The sequence below is a fragment of the Streptomyces longisporoflavus genome (assembly GCF_014649775.1).
Taxonomy (GTDB): domain Bacteria; phylum Actinomycetota; class Actinomycetes; order Streptomycetales; family Streptomycetaceae; genus Streptomyces; species Streptomyces longisporoflavus.
This window is the reverse complement of sequence record NZ_BMTR01000018.1, coordinates 167,848-183,371: the sequence shown is the minus strand read 5'-3', so window position 1 is coordinate 183,371 and position 15,524 is coordinate 167,848. Positions and strand designations below refer to the sequence as shown.

Genomic DNA, 15,524 nt, shown 5'->3' with positions numbered 1-15,524 from the left:
TCAAGGAACGGACGCTTCCTTTGTACTCACCCTCTCGGGCTTTCCTCCGGGCGCTTCCCTTCGGTGTTTCATTTTGTCTTGCTGTTCTTGCTGTCTTGCGTTTCCGACTCTATCAGACTCTTTCGTGTCCGATTTCCTCGGTGCCTTTCCGGTTCCCGCTCCGGCCTTTCGGCTTTCGCGTTTCCCTTTCCGGCGGGTCCGACTTTATCAGAGATTCTAAGTCGGAATACCCCCGCCCTCTTCGGGTTGCTCCAGACACGTGAGCGCCGGGTGCTTCCCTCTCAGGCGGAGACGTAAACGTACTGGAGCGGGGCGCCCCGATGCAAATCGAGGCGCCCCGCTCCTAGTTCACGCAGTGCCGGGGTCAGACCTCGACGACGACGGGAAGGATCATCGGGCGTCGGCGGTAGTTGTCCGAGACCCACTTGCCCAGCGTGCGGCGGATGAGTTGCTGCAGCTGGTGGGGCTCGACGACGCCGTCCTGGGCCGACTTCTCGAGGACCTCCTGGACCCTCGGCATCACGGCGGAGAAGGCCGAGTCGTCGATGCCGGAGCCGCGGGCCTGGATGTGCGGGCCCCCGGTGATCTTGCCGGTACTGGAGTCCACCACCACGAAGACCGAGATGATGCCCTCGTCCCCGAGGATCCTGCGGTCCTTCAGCGCGGGCTCGCCGACGTCACCTACGGAGAGGCCGTCCACGTAGACGTATCCCGCCTGGACCTTGCCGACGATCTTGGCCTTGCCCTCGACGAGGTCGACGACGACGCCGTCCTCGGCGATCACGATGCGGTCGTGCGGGACGCCGGTGAGGGCGCCGAGCTCGGCGTTGGCGCGCAGATGGCGCCATTCGCCGTGGACCGGCATCAGGTTCTTGGGCTTGCAGATGTTGTAGAAGTACAGGAGCTCGCCGGCCGACGCGTGGCCGGAGACGTGCACCTTCGCGTTGCCCTTGTGGACGACGTTCGCTCCCCAGCGGGTCAGGCCGTTGATCACGCGGTAGACCGCGTTCTCGTTGCCGGGGATGAGCGACGAAGCCAGGATCACCGTGTCGCCCTGGACGATGCGGATCTGGTGGTCGCGGTTGGCCATCCGGGAAAGGGCGGCCATCGGTTCACCCTGCGAGCCCGTGCAGACGAGCACGACCTCGTGGTCCGGCAGGTCGTCGAGCGTCTTGACGTCGACCACCAGGCCCGGCGGGACCTTGAGGTAGCCGAGGTCGCGGGCGATGCCCATGTTGCGGACCATGGAGCGGCCGACGAAGGCGACCCTGCGGCCGTACTCGTGGGCTGCGTCCAGGATCTGCTGGATGCGGTGCACGTGGCTGGCGAAGCTCGCCACGATGATCCGCTTCTGGGCGCCGGCGAAGACGCCCCGGATCACGTTCGAGATGTCGCGCTCCGGCGGCACGAAGCCCGGGACCTCGGCGTTCGTCGAGTCGGAGAGGAGGAGGTCGATGCCTTCCTCGCTCAGCCGTGCGAACGCGTGCAGGTCCGTGAGGCGGCCGTCCATCGGCAGCTGGTCCATCTTGAAGTCGCCGGTGGCGACCACCATGCCCGCGGGCGTGCGGACGGCGACGGCCAGGGCGTCCGGGATGGAGTGGTTGACCGCGACGAACTCGCAGTCGAACGGGCCGAGGCGCTCGCGGTCGCCCTCGACGACCTCCAGCGTGTACGGACGGATCCGGTGCTCCTGGAGCTTCGCCTCGATGAGCGCGAGGGTCAGCTTGGAGCCGATCAGCGGGATGTCCGGCTTCTCGCGGAGGAGATAGGGGACACCGCCGATGTGGTCCTCGTGGCCGTGCGTGAGCACGATGCCGTCGATGTCGTCGAGGCGGTCCCTGATGGACGTGAAGTCCGGCAGGATCAGGTCGATTCCGGGCTGCTCCTCCTCGGGGAAGAGCACTCCGCAGTCGACGATCAGCAGGCGGCCGCCGTACTCGAAGACGGTCATGTTGCGGCCGATTTCGCCGAGGCCGCCGAGCGGGGTGACCCGCAGGCCGCCCTTCGGGAGCTTCGGCGGGGCGCCGAGTTCAGGATGCGGATGACTCAAAAGACTCTCCTCACCACACGCGCCACGTACCTCCGGGGCACGTGGCGCGCATGACGTTCGTGCAGTAGCAGTTGTTTGGGGTGGGTGCGGGACGGTGTCCCGCGGTGTTTCGCGTATTCAGTTGTGAAGTCTGTGGTTAGAGCTGTACCCCGCCGGCGGCGAGATCGATCTTGAGTTGCGCGGTCTCGTCGGGCGACAGTTCGACCAGGGGCAGCCGCAGCGGTCCCGCGGGGCGGCCCTGGAGGGTGAGCGCCGCCTTCGTGGTGATCACACCCTGCGTACGGAACATGCCGGTGAAGACCGGGAGCAGCTTCTGGTGGATCTCGGTGGCCTTCTGTACGTCACCCGTGGAGTACGCGTCGATCATCGCGCGCAGCTCCGGGGTGACCACGTGGCTGACGACGGAGACGAAGCCGCAGGCGCCGACGGAGAGCAGCGGGAGGTTCAGCATGTCGTCGCCGGAGTACCAGGCGAGGCCGGAGCGGGCGATGGCCCAGCTGGCGCGGCCGAGGTCGCCCTTGGCGTCCTTGTTGGCGACGATCCGGGGGTGGTGGGCGAGACGGACGATCGTCTCGGTGTTGATCGGTACGCCGCTGCGGCCGGGGATGTCGTAGAGCATGACGGGCAGCTCGGTGCTGTCGGCGATCGCGGTGAAGTGCCGGAGGAGGCCCTCCTGCGGGGGCTTGTTGTAGTACGGCGTGACCGTCAGGAGGCCGGTGGCGCCGACACGCTCGGCGTCGCGGGCGAGCTCGATGCTGTGGCGGGTGTCGTTCGTGCCGACGCCGGCGACGACGTGGGCTCGGTCTCCGACTGCTTCTACTACGGCTCGTACGAGCTCGGCTTTCTCCGCATTGCTGGTGGTCGGGGACTCGCCCGTGGTGCCGTTGATGACGAGGCCGTCGTTGCCTGCGTCCACCAGATGGGCGGCGAGCCGCTGCGCGCCGTCGAGGTCGAGTGCGCCGTCCGCCGTAAAGGGCGTGACCATAGCGGTGAGGACCCTGCCGAAGGGGGTCTGCGGAGTGGAGGTCGGAGCCATGGGTAACACGCTACTCGCTGCTCAGCGCGTGGTCCCCCCTCGGGGGATGTGTGCGGACCTGACAAGTGCGGAGCCCGGCACTGCCTGCTCGGGGGTTCAAGCAGTGCCGGGTCCGTTTGATCAGGCTAGATGAACTTCTCGAAATGCCGCAATACGGACACCTCGCTCAGCCCACCCGTACATCAGTGCCTTACGGAGCCACGCGCCCGTTGGCGTTGAAGGCCGCGTGCGTGAGGGGCATGAGCTTGGCCCAGTGCTCCTCCATCTTCTCGCCGACCATCTCGATCTCCCGCTGCGGGAAGGACGGGACCTTGGCGAGCTCGTGCTGCGTGCGCAGGCCGAGGAAGTGCATCAGCGAACGGGCGTTGCACGTCGCGTACATCGACGAGAAGAGGCCGACCGGCAGGACCGCGCGGGCGACTTCACGCGCGACGCCGGCGGCGAGCATCTCCTGATACGCCTCGTACGCCTGGCGGTAGGAGTCCTCCATGACGCGGCCCGTGAGTTCCTGCTGGGCCTGGGTGCCCTCCACGAAGACGTACTTCCCGGGGCGGCCTTCCTGGACCAGCTTGCGGGACTCGTCGGGGACGTAGAACGTGGGCTGGAGCTCCCTGTAGCGGCCCGATTCCTCGTTGTACGACCAGCCGACGCGGTGCCGCATGAACTCGCGGAAGACGAAGATGGGGGCGCTGATGAAGAACGTCATGGAGTTGTGCTCGAAGGGGCTGCCGTGGCGGTCCCGCATCAGATAATTGATCAAGCCCTTGGAGCGCTCGGGGTCCTTCTGGAGCTCCTCCAGGGACTGCTCGCCGGCAGTGGAGACACGGGCGGCCCACAGGACGTCGGAGTCGGTCGCGGCATGCTTCACCAACTCGACGGTGACCTCGCTGCGGAAGCTGGGCTTGAGGTCTTCGGTGGGGGTCTCGCTCACTGGCGGGGTCCTTCCATGTGCATCACTCGGGCGGCGCCCACTCTATGGCCCGGCACTGACAATCGGCCGTTCGGTGGCCCGTCACGACAATCTTCGGCGAATTTGGCGAAACCGGGCACCAATTGGGTCTTTCGAGCGTCTGACTGGACAACAGAGTTAAGTTCGAGTCGCCTGAGGAGAAACGCACCCCATGTTCCGTCGGCGCGAGCCCGTACCGTTCGCCTTCATCGCCGAAGCCGACAAGTTTCGCAGCAACGTCACTCCCCCGCCCCGAGAGCGCCCCTCGGCCTCTCAGATCGTGGGCCGCACCCTGATCGGCCTGGTCGTGGCCGCCGGACTCGCAGGTTCCCTGCTGGTCGGCATGCCTGCCCTCTCCCCTGATCAGGCCCCCGGGCACACCCAGCAGTCCGAGGCCTCGGACGGTCGATGACGACCGTCGCGGTCCATGCGTACTCCGCCACCGCCCGAATGGCGTGGAGGTACCCCCTTGGACCCCCAAGGGTGGTCGGCGTGAGCAGGGCTCGGTAGCCTCACCGGGCACAGCCCGTGCGTGGATCGAGTGAGGATTCAGTCGTGCCCCTGCCCTTCCTGACGGCGGACCGCGCCTTTGACGAGACGGCCGACGACGCCGCGCTGCCGTTCGACGACCGCGACCACTGGCGCCGGCCCTACCGGCCGGGGCCGTGGCGGGTGGGGGCGGCGGCGCTGCTCCTGCTGCTCGCCTCGTTCGTGCTCGTCGCCGCCGTGATCATCGCGTTCGCGGACTCAGTGGCGGGTGCGGCGGTCTGTGCGGGGCTCGCGGTGGCGATCATCGCGGGCGCGCTGCGGCTGCTGCGGATGGGTACCTGGGTGAGCGCGCACGGGCTGCGCCGGGTGGCGTTCCTGACGACGCAGACCGTGCCGTGGGCGCAGGTCGCGACCGTGCGCACGACGCAGCAGCCCGTGCGGTGGATGGGTCTGCCCCGCACCGTGCAGGGCCAGGCACTCATCCTCGTACGGCGGGACGAGCAGGCCGGCGGGCAGCAGCCGCTGCTCACCGACCGCAACGCCGACTTCATGGCCCGGCACGAGGCCTTCAACCGGGCGGCCGACTCCATCGAGGTATGGGCCGACGAGTACCGGCGCACTGCCTGAGCCGGACGTGCAGGCTTGAGCCGCATGTGCAGAGCTTGGGCCGGACGTGCAGTGCAGGCCTGAGCCGGACGTGCAGGGCCTGACACCCGGCGTACAGGCCTGAGCCGGGCGGGCAGGCTTGAGCCAGACGTGCAGTGCTGCAGCCGGCGTACAGGCCGGAAGGGCGGACGTGCAGGGGCCTCACACTCGGCGTACGGGCCTGAGCCGGGCGGGCAGGCTTGAGCCGCATGTGCAGAGCTTGGGCCGGACGTGCAGGGCTTGAGACCCGGCGTACGAGCCTGAGCCGGACGCGCGGAGCCTGAACCCGGCGTACAGGCCGGAAGACCGGACCTGCAGGTCCCAGGGGCCCGGTGTGCAGAGCCCGAGCCCGGCGTGCGCGGTCCGAGCCCGGCGTGTGCAGTCTGAACCCGGCGGGCGTGGTCCGAGCCCAGCGTGCCCGGTCTGAGCCCGGCTTGCGCTGGGTGAGTTAGATGTTCGCCGGTCTGCCCGAGTGCAGCGCGATCGCGCGCTGCATCGCCTTTCGCGCGCGCGGAGTGTCCCTGGCGTCGTGATAGGCGACGGCCAAGCGGAACCAGCAGCGCCAGTCGTCCGGCGCGTCCTCGGTCTCGGCCTTGCGCCTGGCGAACACCTCGTCGGCCGAGTCGCGGTCGATGCGGCCGCCGGGCGTGCGCTTCAACTCGTCCACCGGCAGGCCGCCTTCGGCCTCGAGCTCGGCGGCGAGCCGGTTGGCACGCCGGACGAACTGGGTGTTCTTCCAGAGGAACCAGACGCCGATGAACGGCAGGATCAGTACCGCGACACCGAAGGTGACGGTGAGCGCGGTGCCGTGCTGGAGCAGGAGCACGCCGCGGCTGCCGACCAGGACGAAGTAGACGACCAGGACGGCAGCCGTGACGGCGTAAGTGATCTTTGCTCGCATGAGGGTCAGCCGGCCCGCGTCAGTTCAGATCCAGGAAGTGTTCCAGGCCGAACGTCAGGCCCGGCGTGCTCACCACACGGCGTACGCCGAGCAGAATGCCCGGCATGAAGCTGCTGTGGTGCAGCGAGTCGTGCCGGACGGTGAGGGTCTCGCCCTCGCCGCCGAGCAGCACCTCCTGGTGGGCCAGGAGGCCGCGCAGGCGCACGGAGTGCACCGGCACGCCGTCGACGTCCGCGCCGCGGGCGCCGTCGAGCGCGGTCGCCGTGGCGTCCGGCTGCGGGGCGCTGCCCGCCTCCCTGCGCGCCTCGGCGATGAGCTGGGCGGTGCGCGTGGCGGTACCGCTGGGGGCGTCGGCCTTGTTCGGGTGGTGCAGCTCGACGACCTCGACGGACTCGAAGTACGGCGCCGCGATCTGCGCGAACTTCATGGTGAGGACCGCGCCGATGGAGAAGTTCGGGGCGATCAGAACGCCCGTCTCCGGGGATGCGGCCAGCGCGGTCTCCAGCTGCGCGACGCGGTCGTCCGTCCAGCCCGTCGTACCGACCACGGCGTGGATCCCGTGCCGTACGCAGAAGTCCAGGTTGCCCATCACCGAGTCGGGGTTGGTCAGTTCGACCACGACCCGGGCGCCGGTCTCCACCAGCGTGTCCAGCGAGTCGCCCCGGCCGAGGGCGGCGACCAGTTCCAGGTCGTCGGCGGCTTCGACGGCCCGGACGGCCTCGGAGCCGATCCGGCCCTTGGCTCCGATGACCGCCACGCGCAGCTTGCTCATGTGCCTGATTCCTTAAGGGAGTTAGAAGACCGCTAAGGGCTTAGGAGACCGCTTCGTGCAGGCGGGCGGCCTGCTTGTCCTTGAGCGGACCGATGGCCGACAGCGAAGGACGGTGGCCGAGCACATCGCGGGCGACCTCGCGGACGTCGTCCGGGGTGACCGCCGCGATCTTGGCCAGCATGTCGTCGACGGACATCTGCTCGCCCCAGCACAGCTCGCTCTTGCCGATACGGTTCATCAGCGCGCCGGTGTCCTCCAGACCGAGGACGGTGGAGCCCGCGAGCTGGCCGATCGCGCGGCTGATCTCGTCGTCGCTCAGGCCGTTCTCCGCGACCTGGTCGAGTTCGTCGCGGCAGATCTTCAGCACGTCGTGCACCTGGCTCGGGCGGCAGCCCGCGTACACGCCGAAGAGGCCGGTGTCGGCGAAGCCCGACGTGTACGAGTACACGCTGTAGGCCAGGCCGCGCTTCTCCCGGACTTCCTGGAAGAGGCGGGAGGACATGCCGCCGCCGAGCGCGGTGTTCAGGACGCCCATGGCCCAGCGGCGCTCGTCGGTGCGGGCGAGGCCCGGCATGCCGAGGATGACGTGGGCCTGCTCGGTCTTGCGGTTGATGACCTCGACGCGGCCCGCCGTGCGCAGGGCGCGGGAGCCCTGGCGCGGGACGACCGGCGTCGCGTCGGTGCGATGGAGGGCGCCCGCCTTCTCGAAGGCGGCGCGGACCTGGCGTACGACCTTGTTGTGGTCGACGTTGCCCGCGGCGGCGACCACCAGGTGGGTCGGGTCGTAGTGCTTCTTGTAGAAGCGGCGGATCCGGTCCGCGGTGAGGGCGTTGACCGTCTCCTCGGTGCCCAGGACGGGGCGGCCGAGGGGGGTGTCGCCGAGCATCGTGTGCGCGAACAGGTCGTGCACGCAGTCGCCCGGGTCGTCCTCGGTCATCGCGATCTCTTCGAGGATGACGCCGCGCTCGGCGTCGACGTCCTCCTGGAGGATCAGGGAGCCCGTCAGCATGTCGCAGACGACGTCGATGGCGAGCGGCAGGTCGGTGTCGAGCACGCGCGCGTAGTAGCACGTGTACTCCTTGGCCGTGAACGCGTTCATCTCGCCGCCGACCGCGTCGAGCGCGGCCGAGATGTCGAGGGCGCTGCGCTTCTTGGTGCCCTTGAAGAGCAGGTGCTCCAAGTAGTGCGTGGCGCCGTTCAGGGACGGCGTCTCGTCACGGGAACCGACGTTCGCCCAGATCCCGAAGGTCGCGGAACGTACGGAGGGCAGGGTTTCGGTGACGACGCGGAGGCCGCCCGGCAGCGTCGTACGGCGGACCGTGCCGATGCCGTCCTTGCCCTTGAGGAGGGTTTGGGTACGGGCGACGGCCCGCCCCTCCGAAGAGGGGCGGGCCGTCGTCGTGGTGCTACGCGACGTCACTTGTCGGTGTCGTCCTTCTGGTCGGCGGCGTTCTCGTCGGCCTCTTCGCCCTCGACCACGGGGATGAGGGAGAGCTTGCCGCGGGAGTCGATCTCGGCGATCTCGACCTGGACCTTCTGGCCCACACCGAGGACGTCCTCGACGTTCTCCACGCGCTTGCCGCCGGCGAGCTTGCGGATCTGCGAGATGTGCAGCAGACCGTCCTTGCCCGGGAGCAGGGAGACGAACGCACCGAAGGTCGTCGTCTTCACGACGGTGCCCAGGTAGCGCTCGCCGACCTCCGGCATGGTCGGGTTGGCGATGCCGTTGATCGTGGCGCGGGCGGCCTCGGCGGCCGGGCCGTCGGCGGCACCGATGTAGATGGTGCCGTCGTCCTCGATCGTGATGTCGGCGCCGGTGTCCTCCTGGATCTGGTTGATCATCTTGCCCTTCGGGCCGATGACCTCACCGATCTTGTCCACCGGGATCTTGACGGTGATGATGCGCGGCGCGTTCGGGGACATCTCGTCCGGAACGTCGATCGCCTCGTTCATCACGTCGAGGATGTGCAGACGCGCGTCGCGGGCCTGCTTCAGCGCGGCGGCCAGGACCGAGGCGGGGATGCCGTCGAGCTTGGTGTCGAGCTGGAGCGCGGTCACGAACTGCTTCGTACCGGCGACCTTGAAGTCCATGTCACCGAACGCGTCCTCCGCACCGAGGATGTCGGTGAGGGCGACGTAGTGCGTCTGGCCGTCGATCTCCTGGGAGATCAGACCCATGGCGATACCGGCGACGGCGGCCTTCAGCGGCACACCGGCGTTCAGCAGCGACATCGTCGAGGCGCAGACCGAGCCCATGGACGTCGAGCCGTTCGAACCGAGGGCCTCGGAGACCTGACGGATCGCGTACGGGAACTCCTCGCGCGTGGGGAGCACCGGCACGATCGCGCGCTCGGCGAGCGCGCCGTGGCCGATCTCGCGGCGCTTGGGCGAACCGACGCGGCCGGTCTCGCCGACCGAGTACGGCGGGAAGTTGTAGTTGTGCATGTAGCGCTTGCGCGTCACCGGGGAGAGGGTGTCGAGCTGCTGCTCCATGCGGAGCATGTTGAGGGTGGTGACGCCCAGGATCTGGGTCTCGCCACGCTCGAACAGCGCCGAGCCGTGCACGCGCGGGATGGCCTCGACCTCGGCGGCGAGCGTACGGATGTCCGTGACGCCGCGGCCGTCGATGCGGACCTTGTCCTTGATGACGCGCTCGCGGACGAGCTTCTTGGTCAGCGCGCGGTAGGCACCGGAGATCTCCTTCTCGCGGCCCTCGAACTGCGGGAGCAGCTTCTCGGAGGCGATCTCCTTGACGCGGTCCAGCTCGGCCTCGCGGTCCTGCTTGCCGGCGATGGTGAGCGCCTGGGCGAGCTCGGTCTTGACCGCGGCGGTCAGGGCCTCGAGGACGTCGTCCTCGTAGTCCAGGAAGACCGGGAACTCGCCGGTGGGCTTGGCGGCCTTGGCGGCGAGGTCCGACTGGGCCTTGCAGAGGGCCTTGATGAAGGGCTTCGCGGCTTCCAGACCGGCGGCGACGACCTCTTCGGTCGGGGCCTCGGCGCCGTCCTTCACCAGCTGGACGGTCTTCTCGGTGGCCTCGGCCTCGACCATCATGATCGCGACGTCGCCGTCCTCGAGGACGCGACCGGCGACCACCATGTCGAAGACGGCGTCCTCGAGCTCGGTGTGCGTCGGGAAGGCGACCCACTGGCCCTTGATGAGCGCCACGCGCGTGCCGCCGATCGGGCCCGAGAAGGGCAGGCCGGCCAGCTGCGTGGAGCAGGAGGCGGCGTTGATCGCGACCACGTCGTACAGGTGGTCGGGGTTGAGCGCCATGATCGTCTCGACGATCTGGATCTCGTTGCGCAGGCCCTTCTTGAAGGAAGGACGCAGCGGGCGGTCGATCAGGCGGCAGGTCAGGATCGCGTCCTCGGAGGGACGGCCCTCACGCCGGAAGAACGAACCGGGGATCTTGCCGGCGGCGTACTGCCGCTCCTCGACGTCCACCGTGAGGGGGAAGAAGTCGAGCTGGTCCTTGGGCCGCTTGGAAGCGGTGGTGGCCGACAGCACCATGGTGTCGTCGTCCAGGTACGCGACGGCGGAGCCTGCGGCCTGCTTGGCCAGGCGGCCCGTCTCGAAGCGGATGGTGCGGGTGCCGAAAGTGCCGTTGTCGATAACAGCCTCGGCGTAGTGGGTCTCGTTCTCCACTAGCGTTTTCTCCGTTACTTGTCGTCTTTCGTCCCCTGGCCCGTGTGGCACGGGGACTGTGGTGGAGAAGCGCTCCTACTGGTGCGGGCCGGTCTTCGATCGAAGCTCCCGGGTCGTACGCGATCGCTCGATGCTCGGGCTTTCGCTGTACCCCGGGGGCCACTACCGAGGACCGGCGGCGGCTTTCCCTGAGGTGCGCTTCTCCTCGTTCGGTGCGACGTCGTCTCGTCGCCATGTGCGACGCCGTTACGTCTGTGAGCCGTGCAGTCCGATTCTGCCCGGCCCGGTATGAGCGCGCGTATCACCTTGTGTGCGGCGCGCTGTGTATGTCGTTGTGTATGTCGTTGTGCGACCAGCCTACAAAGCGCCGGTGACACTTCGCACGTAGAGCATGCGCACCGCGGTGCGGATTGCGCATACAGCAAAGGGAGCGGTCCCCTCTTGCGTGGGAACCGCCCCCTTCACGATGACTTACTTGGCGCCCGCCGCACCGCGACGGATGCCCAGCCGGTCCACCAGCGCACGGAAGCGCTTGATGTCCTTCTTGGCCAGGTACTGCAGCAGACGGCGACGCTGGCCGACCAGGATCAGCAGACCACGACGGGAGTGGTGGTCGTGCTTGTGCGTCTTGAGGTGCTCGGTCAGGTCCGAGATACGGCGCGAGAGCATGGCGACCTGGACCTCGGGGGAGCCGGTGTCGCCCTCCTTCTGGCCGAACTCGGTCATGATCTGCTTCTTCGTAGCGGCGTCGAGCGACACGCTTACTCCTCGTAGTCTTTACGTGGCCACCGAGTGCCCCTGGTCTAAGTCTCAGGGGAGCTTCCGTTACTCGGGAGGCGAGGTCCGCTGGGCGCTGTCTCCAGGTCCTCGTCAGAGGGGGTCCGGGGACGCGTACACATACGGCCGCTACACAGGGTACCAGTCGGCGCAGGCCGACCCCTCCGCCTCAGGCGCCTTCGATTCCCAGGGCGCCGAAGGCCATCCCCTTCCAGGGGCCGCCGCTCTCCTCGGTCAGCTCCCTCGGGGCGAAGAACACCCGGCCGTGCTCCACGATGAGCTCGGTCTTCTGCGGGTCTTCCATGATGCCGCGGTCCGGCATGCCGAAGAGCAGGTACGGGGTCTCCTTGCCGGTACGCGGATCAAGGCTCACCACGGCGGCAGGTGAGATGCCGTCGTCGCTCGGCCGGAACGCGAGCAGCTTGTCGCCGCTCATGCGCACGGGGTACATCGGGCGGCCGGGCTTCGAGTCGAACTTCTTGACGGTCTTTCCCGTGCGGAGGTCGTACGAGACGATCCAGTCGTCGTCCTCAAGGCCGGCCCCGGCCGTCGCGAGGAACAGTTGATCGCGTCCGACCACGATCGAGTCACACGTCTCCACGGCGCCGAAGAGCGGCTTGTAGCAGTTGTCGACGAAACGGTCTTCGGGCATGTCGATGGTGGTCTGGTAATCGCCCTTGTCATCGAGGGTGATCAGATCCGTCACGGCGATGTCACCGGCCGCGACGGCGAGCACAGCGGGCTCGGACGAGACCAGGTAGACGCGCTGCACCCCGCGAGCCACCTTGTACGTCCACTCCGACTTGCCGGTCCGGGGCTTCACCTTCTGGACCTTGAACTGGGGATCCGCTTCGTCCCCGCACCGGACCAGGGCGAGCAGGTCGCGTCCGCCCGCGAAGCCGAGGTCCTCGCACTTACCGGCGCCCGGACTCGACCACAGCTGCTGCCCGCGCTTCATGTCGTACGCGACCGATCCGTAGCTCCACGCCACCGCGACCGTGCCGCGCGTCATGGTCACGTTGGTGTTCGGCGCGTAGGCCTTCTTGGCGTCGGGCAGCTTGACCTGCCACAGCTTCTTGCCGGTGTTGAGGTCGATGAAGGCGAGCTGGCTGCAGGAGGACTCGTCGACGGCCTCGGCGTCTTTGTCCTTGGGCTTCTTGTCCTCCTTGGACTTCTTGTCCCTCTTGGACTTCTTACCCTTGTCCTTCTTGTCTTTCTTGTCCTTCTTCGACTTGGACTTCTTGTCCTTGTCTTTGTCCTTGCTCTTGCCCTTGTCGGCGTCGCCCTCGGTGTCCTTGCCCGGGCGCTCCTGAAGGAGGACAGCCGTACGTCCGTCGACGGTGACGTGACGCGTGGTGTCGCATATCGGGCCGGACAACTCGGTGGACCAGTCCTCCTCGAACGTGCCGAACTTGAAGCCCTTGAGCGTGTTGCCGACTCCCCTGACGAAGTTCTTGTCCGTCGCCCACGCGCCGGGCGCGTAGACGGTCGACTTGAACCTCTTCTTGAACTCCTTCTCGTTGTACTCGACGGCAAGGCGGCTCTCGGGAGTACGGGGCGTCTTCTCGACGGTGTCCCGGATGTCGTCCGGTGCCTGCCGGGCGGCCGTGGGCTTGTCCGGCTGCTCCGGATCGTCGTCGGCGACCGCCCAGAAGACACCGCCGACCAGGCAGAGGACGACCGCCAACACGACGGCCAGCACCCTCATACGACGCTTCTTGTTCGCCCTGTCCGCGGAGAGCGCGGACTGGGTGAAGGGCGATGGGGACGGGCCATAGCTCATGCTGGGTGCCTTTCTTGCACAGGGCCGCACAGGCTCAACAGGGGTCAACAGGGGTCAACTGATCGCTGAGCGCGCCTCATTGAACATCACCGGTACGACACATCGTGGTTCAGGATGCGCGAGCAGCCGGAACTCCTGGTGACAGCGTCATTGCGCTGCGTACGACCCGGCCGCCAAGTAGTCTGGTCAAACGGTTGGTTCGCTCATGTGGAAGGGGCCGCTGCACCATGGCCGAGGCACTGGACGAGGACGTCAAGGCTCGCAAGGAACGCGAGAAGAACGAGCTTTACGCTCTCAATATCTCCGGCGTGGAGTGGCACAGCGCCCCCGGCACCGAAGCGCACGAGGAGCGGGTCGAGATCGCGTACCTGCCGGACGGCGCCGTGGCCATGCGCTCGTCGATCGAGCCCGAGACGGTGCTGCGGTACACGGAGGCGGAGTGGCGGGCCTTCGTGCTCGGCGCCAGGGACGGGGAGTTCGACCTGGAGCCTGCGCCGGGGGCGGGCGAGGGCGAGGGCGGCGGCCGGGACGGGGGCTGACCGAGCCCCGGGGGTGCGTTCGCGCTAGAGCGCGAGCGGAGCTGCCACCGCCTCTACCGCTTCGCGCCCTCGATGCCGATGACCAGCCACGACCACTCCTTCTTCTTCTCGGCACTGGGCCCGGTCGCACGCCTGCTGCCGAAGAAGAGCCGCCCGTTCTGGACCACCACGTCGCTCAGTTCGAGACCGGCGAGTGTCCACCCCTCCACGGGCAGCCCGAAGAAGAAGTACGGGGTCTCCTTGCCGGTCCGCGGATTCAGGCTCACCACCCCCATGGGCGTGATGTGGTCGCTGCTTTCCCGGTACGCGAGGAGCTGGTCACCGCTCATCCTGAGGGGGTAGAGCAGCTGGCCGCTCCCCGATTCGAACTTCTTGACGGTCTTTCCCGTCGCTAGGTCGAACGACACGATGCGGTTCGCGTTGTCGATCATGTCGCCGTGCGGATCCTCGCGGCTCGTGACGAAGACCTGGTCGTTGCCGACCACCGTCGAGGGGCAGTCGTCGACCGCGTTGAAGCCGGTCGCGGTCGAGCAGTTGACGACATAGCGGCCGCCTTCGAGCCGGATGGTCGCGCGTCGCTTTCCGCGGTCGTCGAGCGAGACCAGGTGCGTCACGTCGTTGTCGCCTGCGGAGAGGCCGATGACCGCGGGCTCGGCGGACAGCAGATTGACTCCCTTCACGCCATCGGCGACGTGGTACGTCCACTTCGCGTAGCCGGTACGCGGATTCAGCTGCTGCACCTGGTACGTCACGCTCTTGCGGTGGACGCAGTTCAGCACCATGAGCAGACCTCGCCCGCCCGCCAGACCATGGTGCTCGCAGCCCGAGACCCGGGTCTTCTTCCACAGGCGGTCCCCTGTGTCCATGTCGTACGCCGCCGAGCCGTTGCCCCAGGTCACGGCGACGGTGCCACGCGTCATCGACACGCTCGTCGGGTCCTGCCCGAAAATGGTCTTCGACGTCGGGAACTTCTTGTCCCAGACCTTCTCGCCCGTGTCGATGTCGACGAAGGCCACCTGCTCGCAGGGTGCCTCGGGGTCATTCTTGGATCTGTGGAGTACCGCGATGCGGGCTTCCACGGTCACGTGACGAGTGAGCCCGCAGATGGGTCCGGCGAGGGGCGTACGCCAGGTCTCGTCTCCCGTGGAGGCATCCTTGCCGATCTTGAATCCGACGAGCGTTCTGTTGATGCCTTTGGCGAGGATCTTGTCCGTCGCCCACGTGCCCGGCGTCTCGTACTCTTCGCCGGGACTCATGTCGTCGACGGAGAACCGGAAGGCCATTTGGCCCCTGGTGGTCGCGGGCGCCCTTTCGACCGTCTCCCTGACGTCGAGCCGGCTCTGGGGTGCGGCTTCCGGCTTGCCGTCATCGGGTGTCGCACCACCTGACCCGAGCCAGAGGTAACCGCCGCCGGCGCACAGCGCCACGACGACAACGGCCGCCACGAAGCCGACCAGCCGCTTCCGACGCTTCTTGCGGGCTCCGTCCGCCGCCAGCGCGGACTGGGTGAAGGAGGAGGGCGGCGGGCCGAAGCTCACGTCGTGAGGTCCTTGTCTTGTCTGTGTTTGTGGGGGCCGCAGGGGGTTGCGGGGGGGTGCAGGGGTACGGCGCGGTGCGGACGCCGGAGAGGGGCGCGAAGCAGATGATCGTACGTCGGCTTGCGGACCGTTGATCCACCGCGAGGGCGCGACCGCCGTCAACACGCGTCTATGTGGCGGGTGTTCTGCTTTGCTCTGGTCCGCTCGGGCCCGCTCTGGCCCGCTCTGCTCGCCAGGCTTTCCGTCCGCTGCTTTCCATCCCGGGAGCGCGCGTACGAGCCGGGGGCGTGGATCACTTGTCGCCTGTTGAGCTATTTGTCCGTCACGGTTTGGGATGCGGGGATCACTCCTGTGGGGAGCGTGATGGAAAGGACAGTATTCGTGGGGTGGGCTGCCCTGC

13 protein-coding genes are annotated in these 15,524 nt (G+C 67.8%); 3 read left to right on the top strand and 10 right to left on the bottom strand.

Features of this window, described 5'->3' with window-relative positions:
* Window positions 1-364 precede the first annotated feature (364 nt).
* From IE226_RS31660 to thyX, 3 genes are all read right to left on the bottom strand, one after another.
* The gene (locus tag IE226_RS31660) at window positions 365-2,050 is read right to left on the bottom strand and encodes a ribonuclease J (protein ID WP_190084845.1); all 1,686 of its coding nucleotides are present in this window, start codon (window positions 2,048-2,050) and stop codon (window positions 365-367) included.
* 136 nt (window positions 2,051-2,186) lie between these two features.
* A complete protein-coding gene (gene dapA / locus IE226_RS31655) occupies window positions 2,187-3,086 on the bottom strand; it encodes a 4-hydroxy-tetrahydrodipicolinate synthase (protein ID WP_190084844.1) in 900 nt (299 codons plus the stop codon).
* A gap of 190 nt (window positions 3,087-3,276) precedes the next feature.
* Complete coding sequence (gene thyX / locus IE226_RS31650; RefSeq protein ID WP_190084843.1) at window positions 3,277-4,017, bottom strand: FAD-dependent thymidylate synthase; 741 nt, start codon at window positions 4,015-4,017, stop codon at window positions 3,277-3,279.
* A 190-nt stretch (window positions 4,018-4,207) separates the two neighbouring features.
* On the opposite strand from thyX, the gene IE226_RS31645 reads away from it, so the two are divergent.
* Window positions 4,208-4,447, top strand: a complete 240-nt coding sequence (locus tag IE226_RS31645) for a hypothetical protein (RefSeq protein ID WP_190084842.1) — start codon at window positions 4,208-4,210, stop codon at window positions 4,445-4,447.
* A gap of 143 nt (window positions 4,448-4,590) precedes the next feature.
* Entirely contained in the window at window positions 4,591-5,151 is a 561-nt protein-coding gene (locus IE226_RS31640) for an SCO5741 family PH domain-containing membrane protein (RefSeq protein WP_190084841.1), read from the top strand.
* A 466-nt stretch (window positions 5,152-5,617) separates the two neighbouring features.
* Here IE226_RS31640 and IE226_RS31635 read toward each other — a convergent pair whose 3' ends face one another.
* From IE226_RS31635 to IE226_RS31610, 6 genes are all read right to left on the bottom strand, one after another.
* Window positions 5,618-6,070 carry a hypothetical protein gene (locus IE226_RS31635; RefSeq protein ID WP_190084840.1) on the bottom strand — a complete coding sequence of 151 codons (453 nt, stop codon included), beginning with the start codon at window positions 6,068-6,070 and terminating at the stop codon, window positions 5,618-5,620.
* A gap of 19 nt (window positions 6,071-6,089) precedes the next feature.
* Window positions 6,090-6,842: a 4-hydroxy-tetrahydrodipicolinate reductase gene (gene dapB, locus IE226_RS31630; protein WP_190084839.1), complete on the bottom strand. Its 753-nt coding sequence runs from the start codon at window positions 6,840-6,842 to the stop codon at window positions 6,090-6,092.
* 40 nt (window positions 6,843-6,882) lie between these two features.
* Complete coding sequence (locus IE226_RS31625) at window positions 6,883-8,262, bottom strand: M16 family metallopeptidase (protein ID WP_190084838.1); 1,380 nt, start codon at window positions 8,260-8,262, stop codon at window positions 6,883-6,885.
* Window positions 8,259-10,487, bottom strand: a complete 2,229-nt coding sequence (locus IE226_RS31620) for a polyribonucleotide nucleotidyltransferase (protein WP_190084837.1) — start codon at window positions 10,485-10,487, stop codon at window positions 8,259-8,261. The genes IE226_RS31625 and IE226_RS31620 overlap by 4 nt, the downstream gene beginning before the upstream one ends.
* Window positions 10,488-10,958: 471 nt before the next feature.
* Entirely contained in the window at window positions 10,959-11,246 is a 288-nt protein-coding gene (gene rpsO, locus IE226_RS31615; RefSeq protein WP_160507553.1) for a 30S ribosomal protein S15, read from the bottom strand.
* Window positions 11,247-11,433: 187 nt separating this feature from the next.
* Entirely contained in the window at window positions 11,434-13,047 is a 1,614-nt protein-coding gene (locus tag IE226_RS31610) for an outer membrane protein assembly factor BamB family protein (RefSeq protein WP_190084836.1), read from the bottom strand.
* Window positions 13,048-13,274: 227 nt separating this feature from the next.
* Between IE226_RS31610 and IE226_RS31605 the strand changes: the two genes are divergently transcribed.
* Window positions 13,275-13,586, top strand: a complete 312-nt coding sequence (locus tag IE226_RS31605) for a DUF397 domain-containing protein (RefSeq protein WP_190084835.1) — start codon at window positions 13,275-13,277, stop codon at window positions 13,584-13,586.
* A 53-nt stretch (window positions 13,587-13,639) separates the two neighbouring features.
* On the opposite strand, the gene IE226_RS31600 is transcribed toward IE226_RS31605, so the two are convergent.
* Window positions 13,640-15,124: an outer membrane protein assembly factor BamB family protein gene (locus IE226_RS31600; RefSeq protein ID WP_190084834.1), complete on the bottom strand. Its 1,485-nt coding sequence runs from the start codon at window positions 15,122-15,124 to the stop codon at window positions 13,640-13,642.
* Between the last annotated feature and the right edge of the window lie 400 nt (window positions 15,125-15,524).

Bases quoted from the DNA above. Each gene is read 5' to 3' on its own strand.
- dapA (WP_190084844.1), bottom strand. From the start codon at position 3,086: ATGGCTCCGACCTCCACTCCGCAGACCCCCTTCGGCAGGGTCCTCACC.
- IE226_RS31645 (WP_190084842.1), top strand. From the start codon at position 4,208: ATGTTCCGTCGGCGCGAGCCCGTACCGTTCGCCTTCATCGCCGAAGCC.
- IE226_RS31635 (WP_190084840.1), bottom strand. From the start codon at position 6,070: ATGCGAGCAAAGATCACTTACGCCGTCACGGCTGCCGTCCTGGTCGTC.
- dapB (WP_190084839.1), bottom strand. From the start codon at position 6,842: ATGAGCAAGCTGCGCGTGGCGGTCATCGGAGCCAAGGGCCGGATCGGC.
- IE226_RS31610 (WP_190084836.1), bottom strand. From the start codon at position 13,047: ATGAGCTATGGCCCGTCCCCATCGCCCTTCACCCAGTCCGCGCTCTCC.
- IE226_RS31605 (WP_190084835.1), top strand. From the start codon at position 13,275: ATGGCCGAGGCACTGGACGAGGACGTCAAGGCTCGCAAGGAACGCGAG.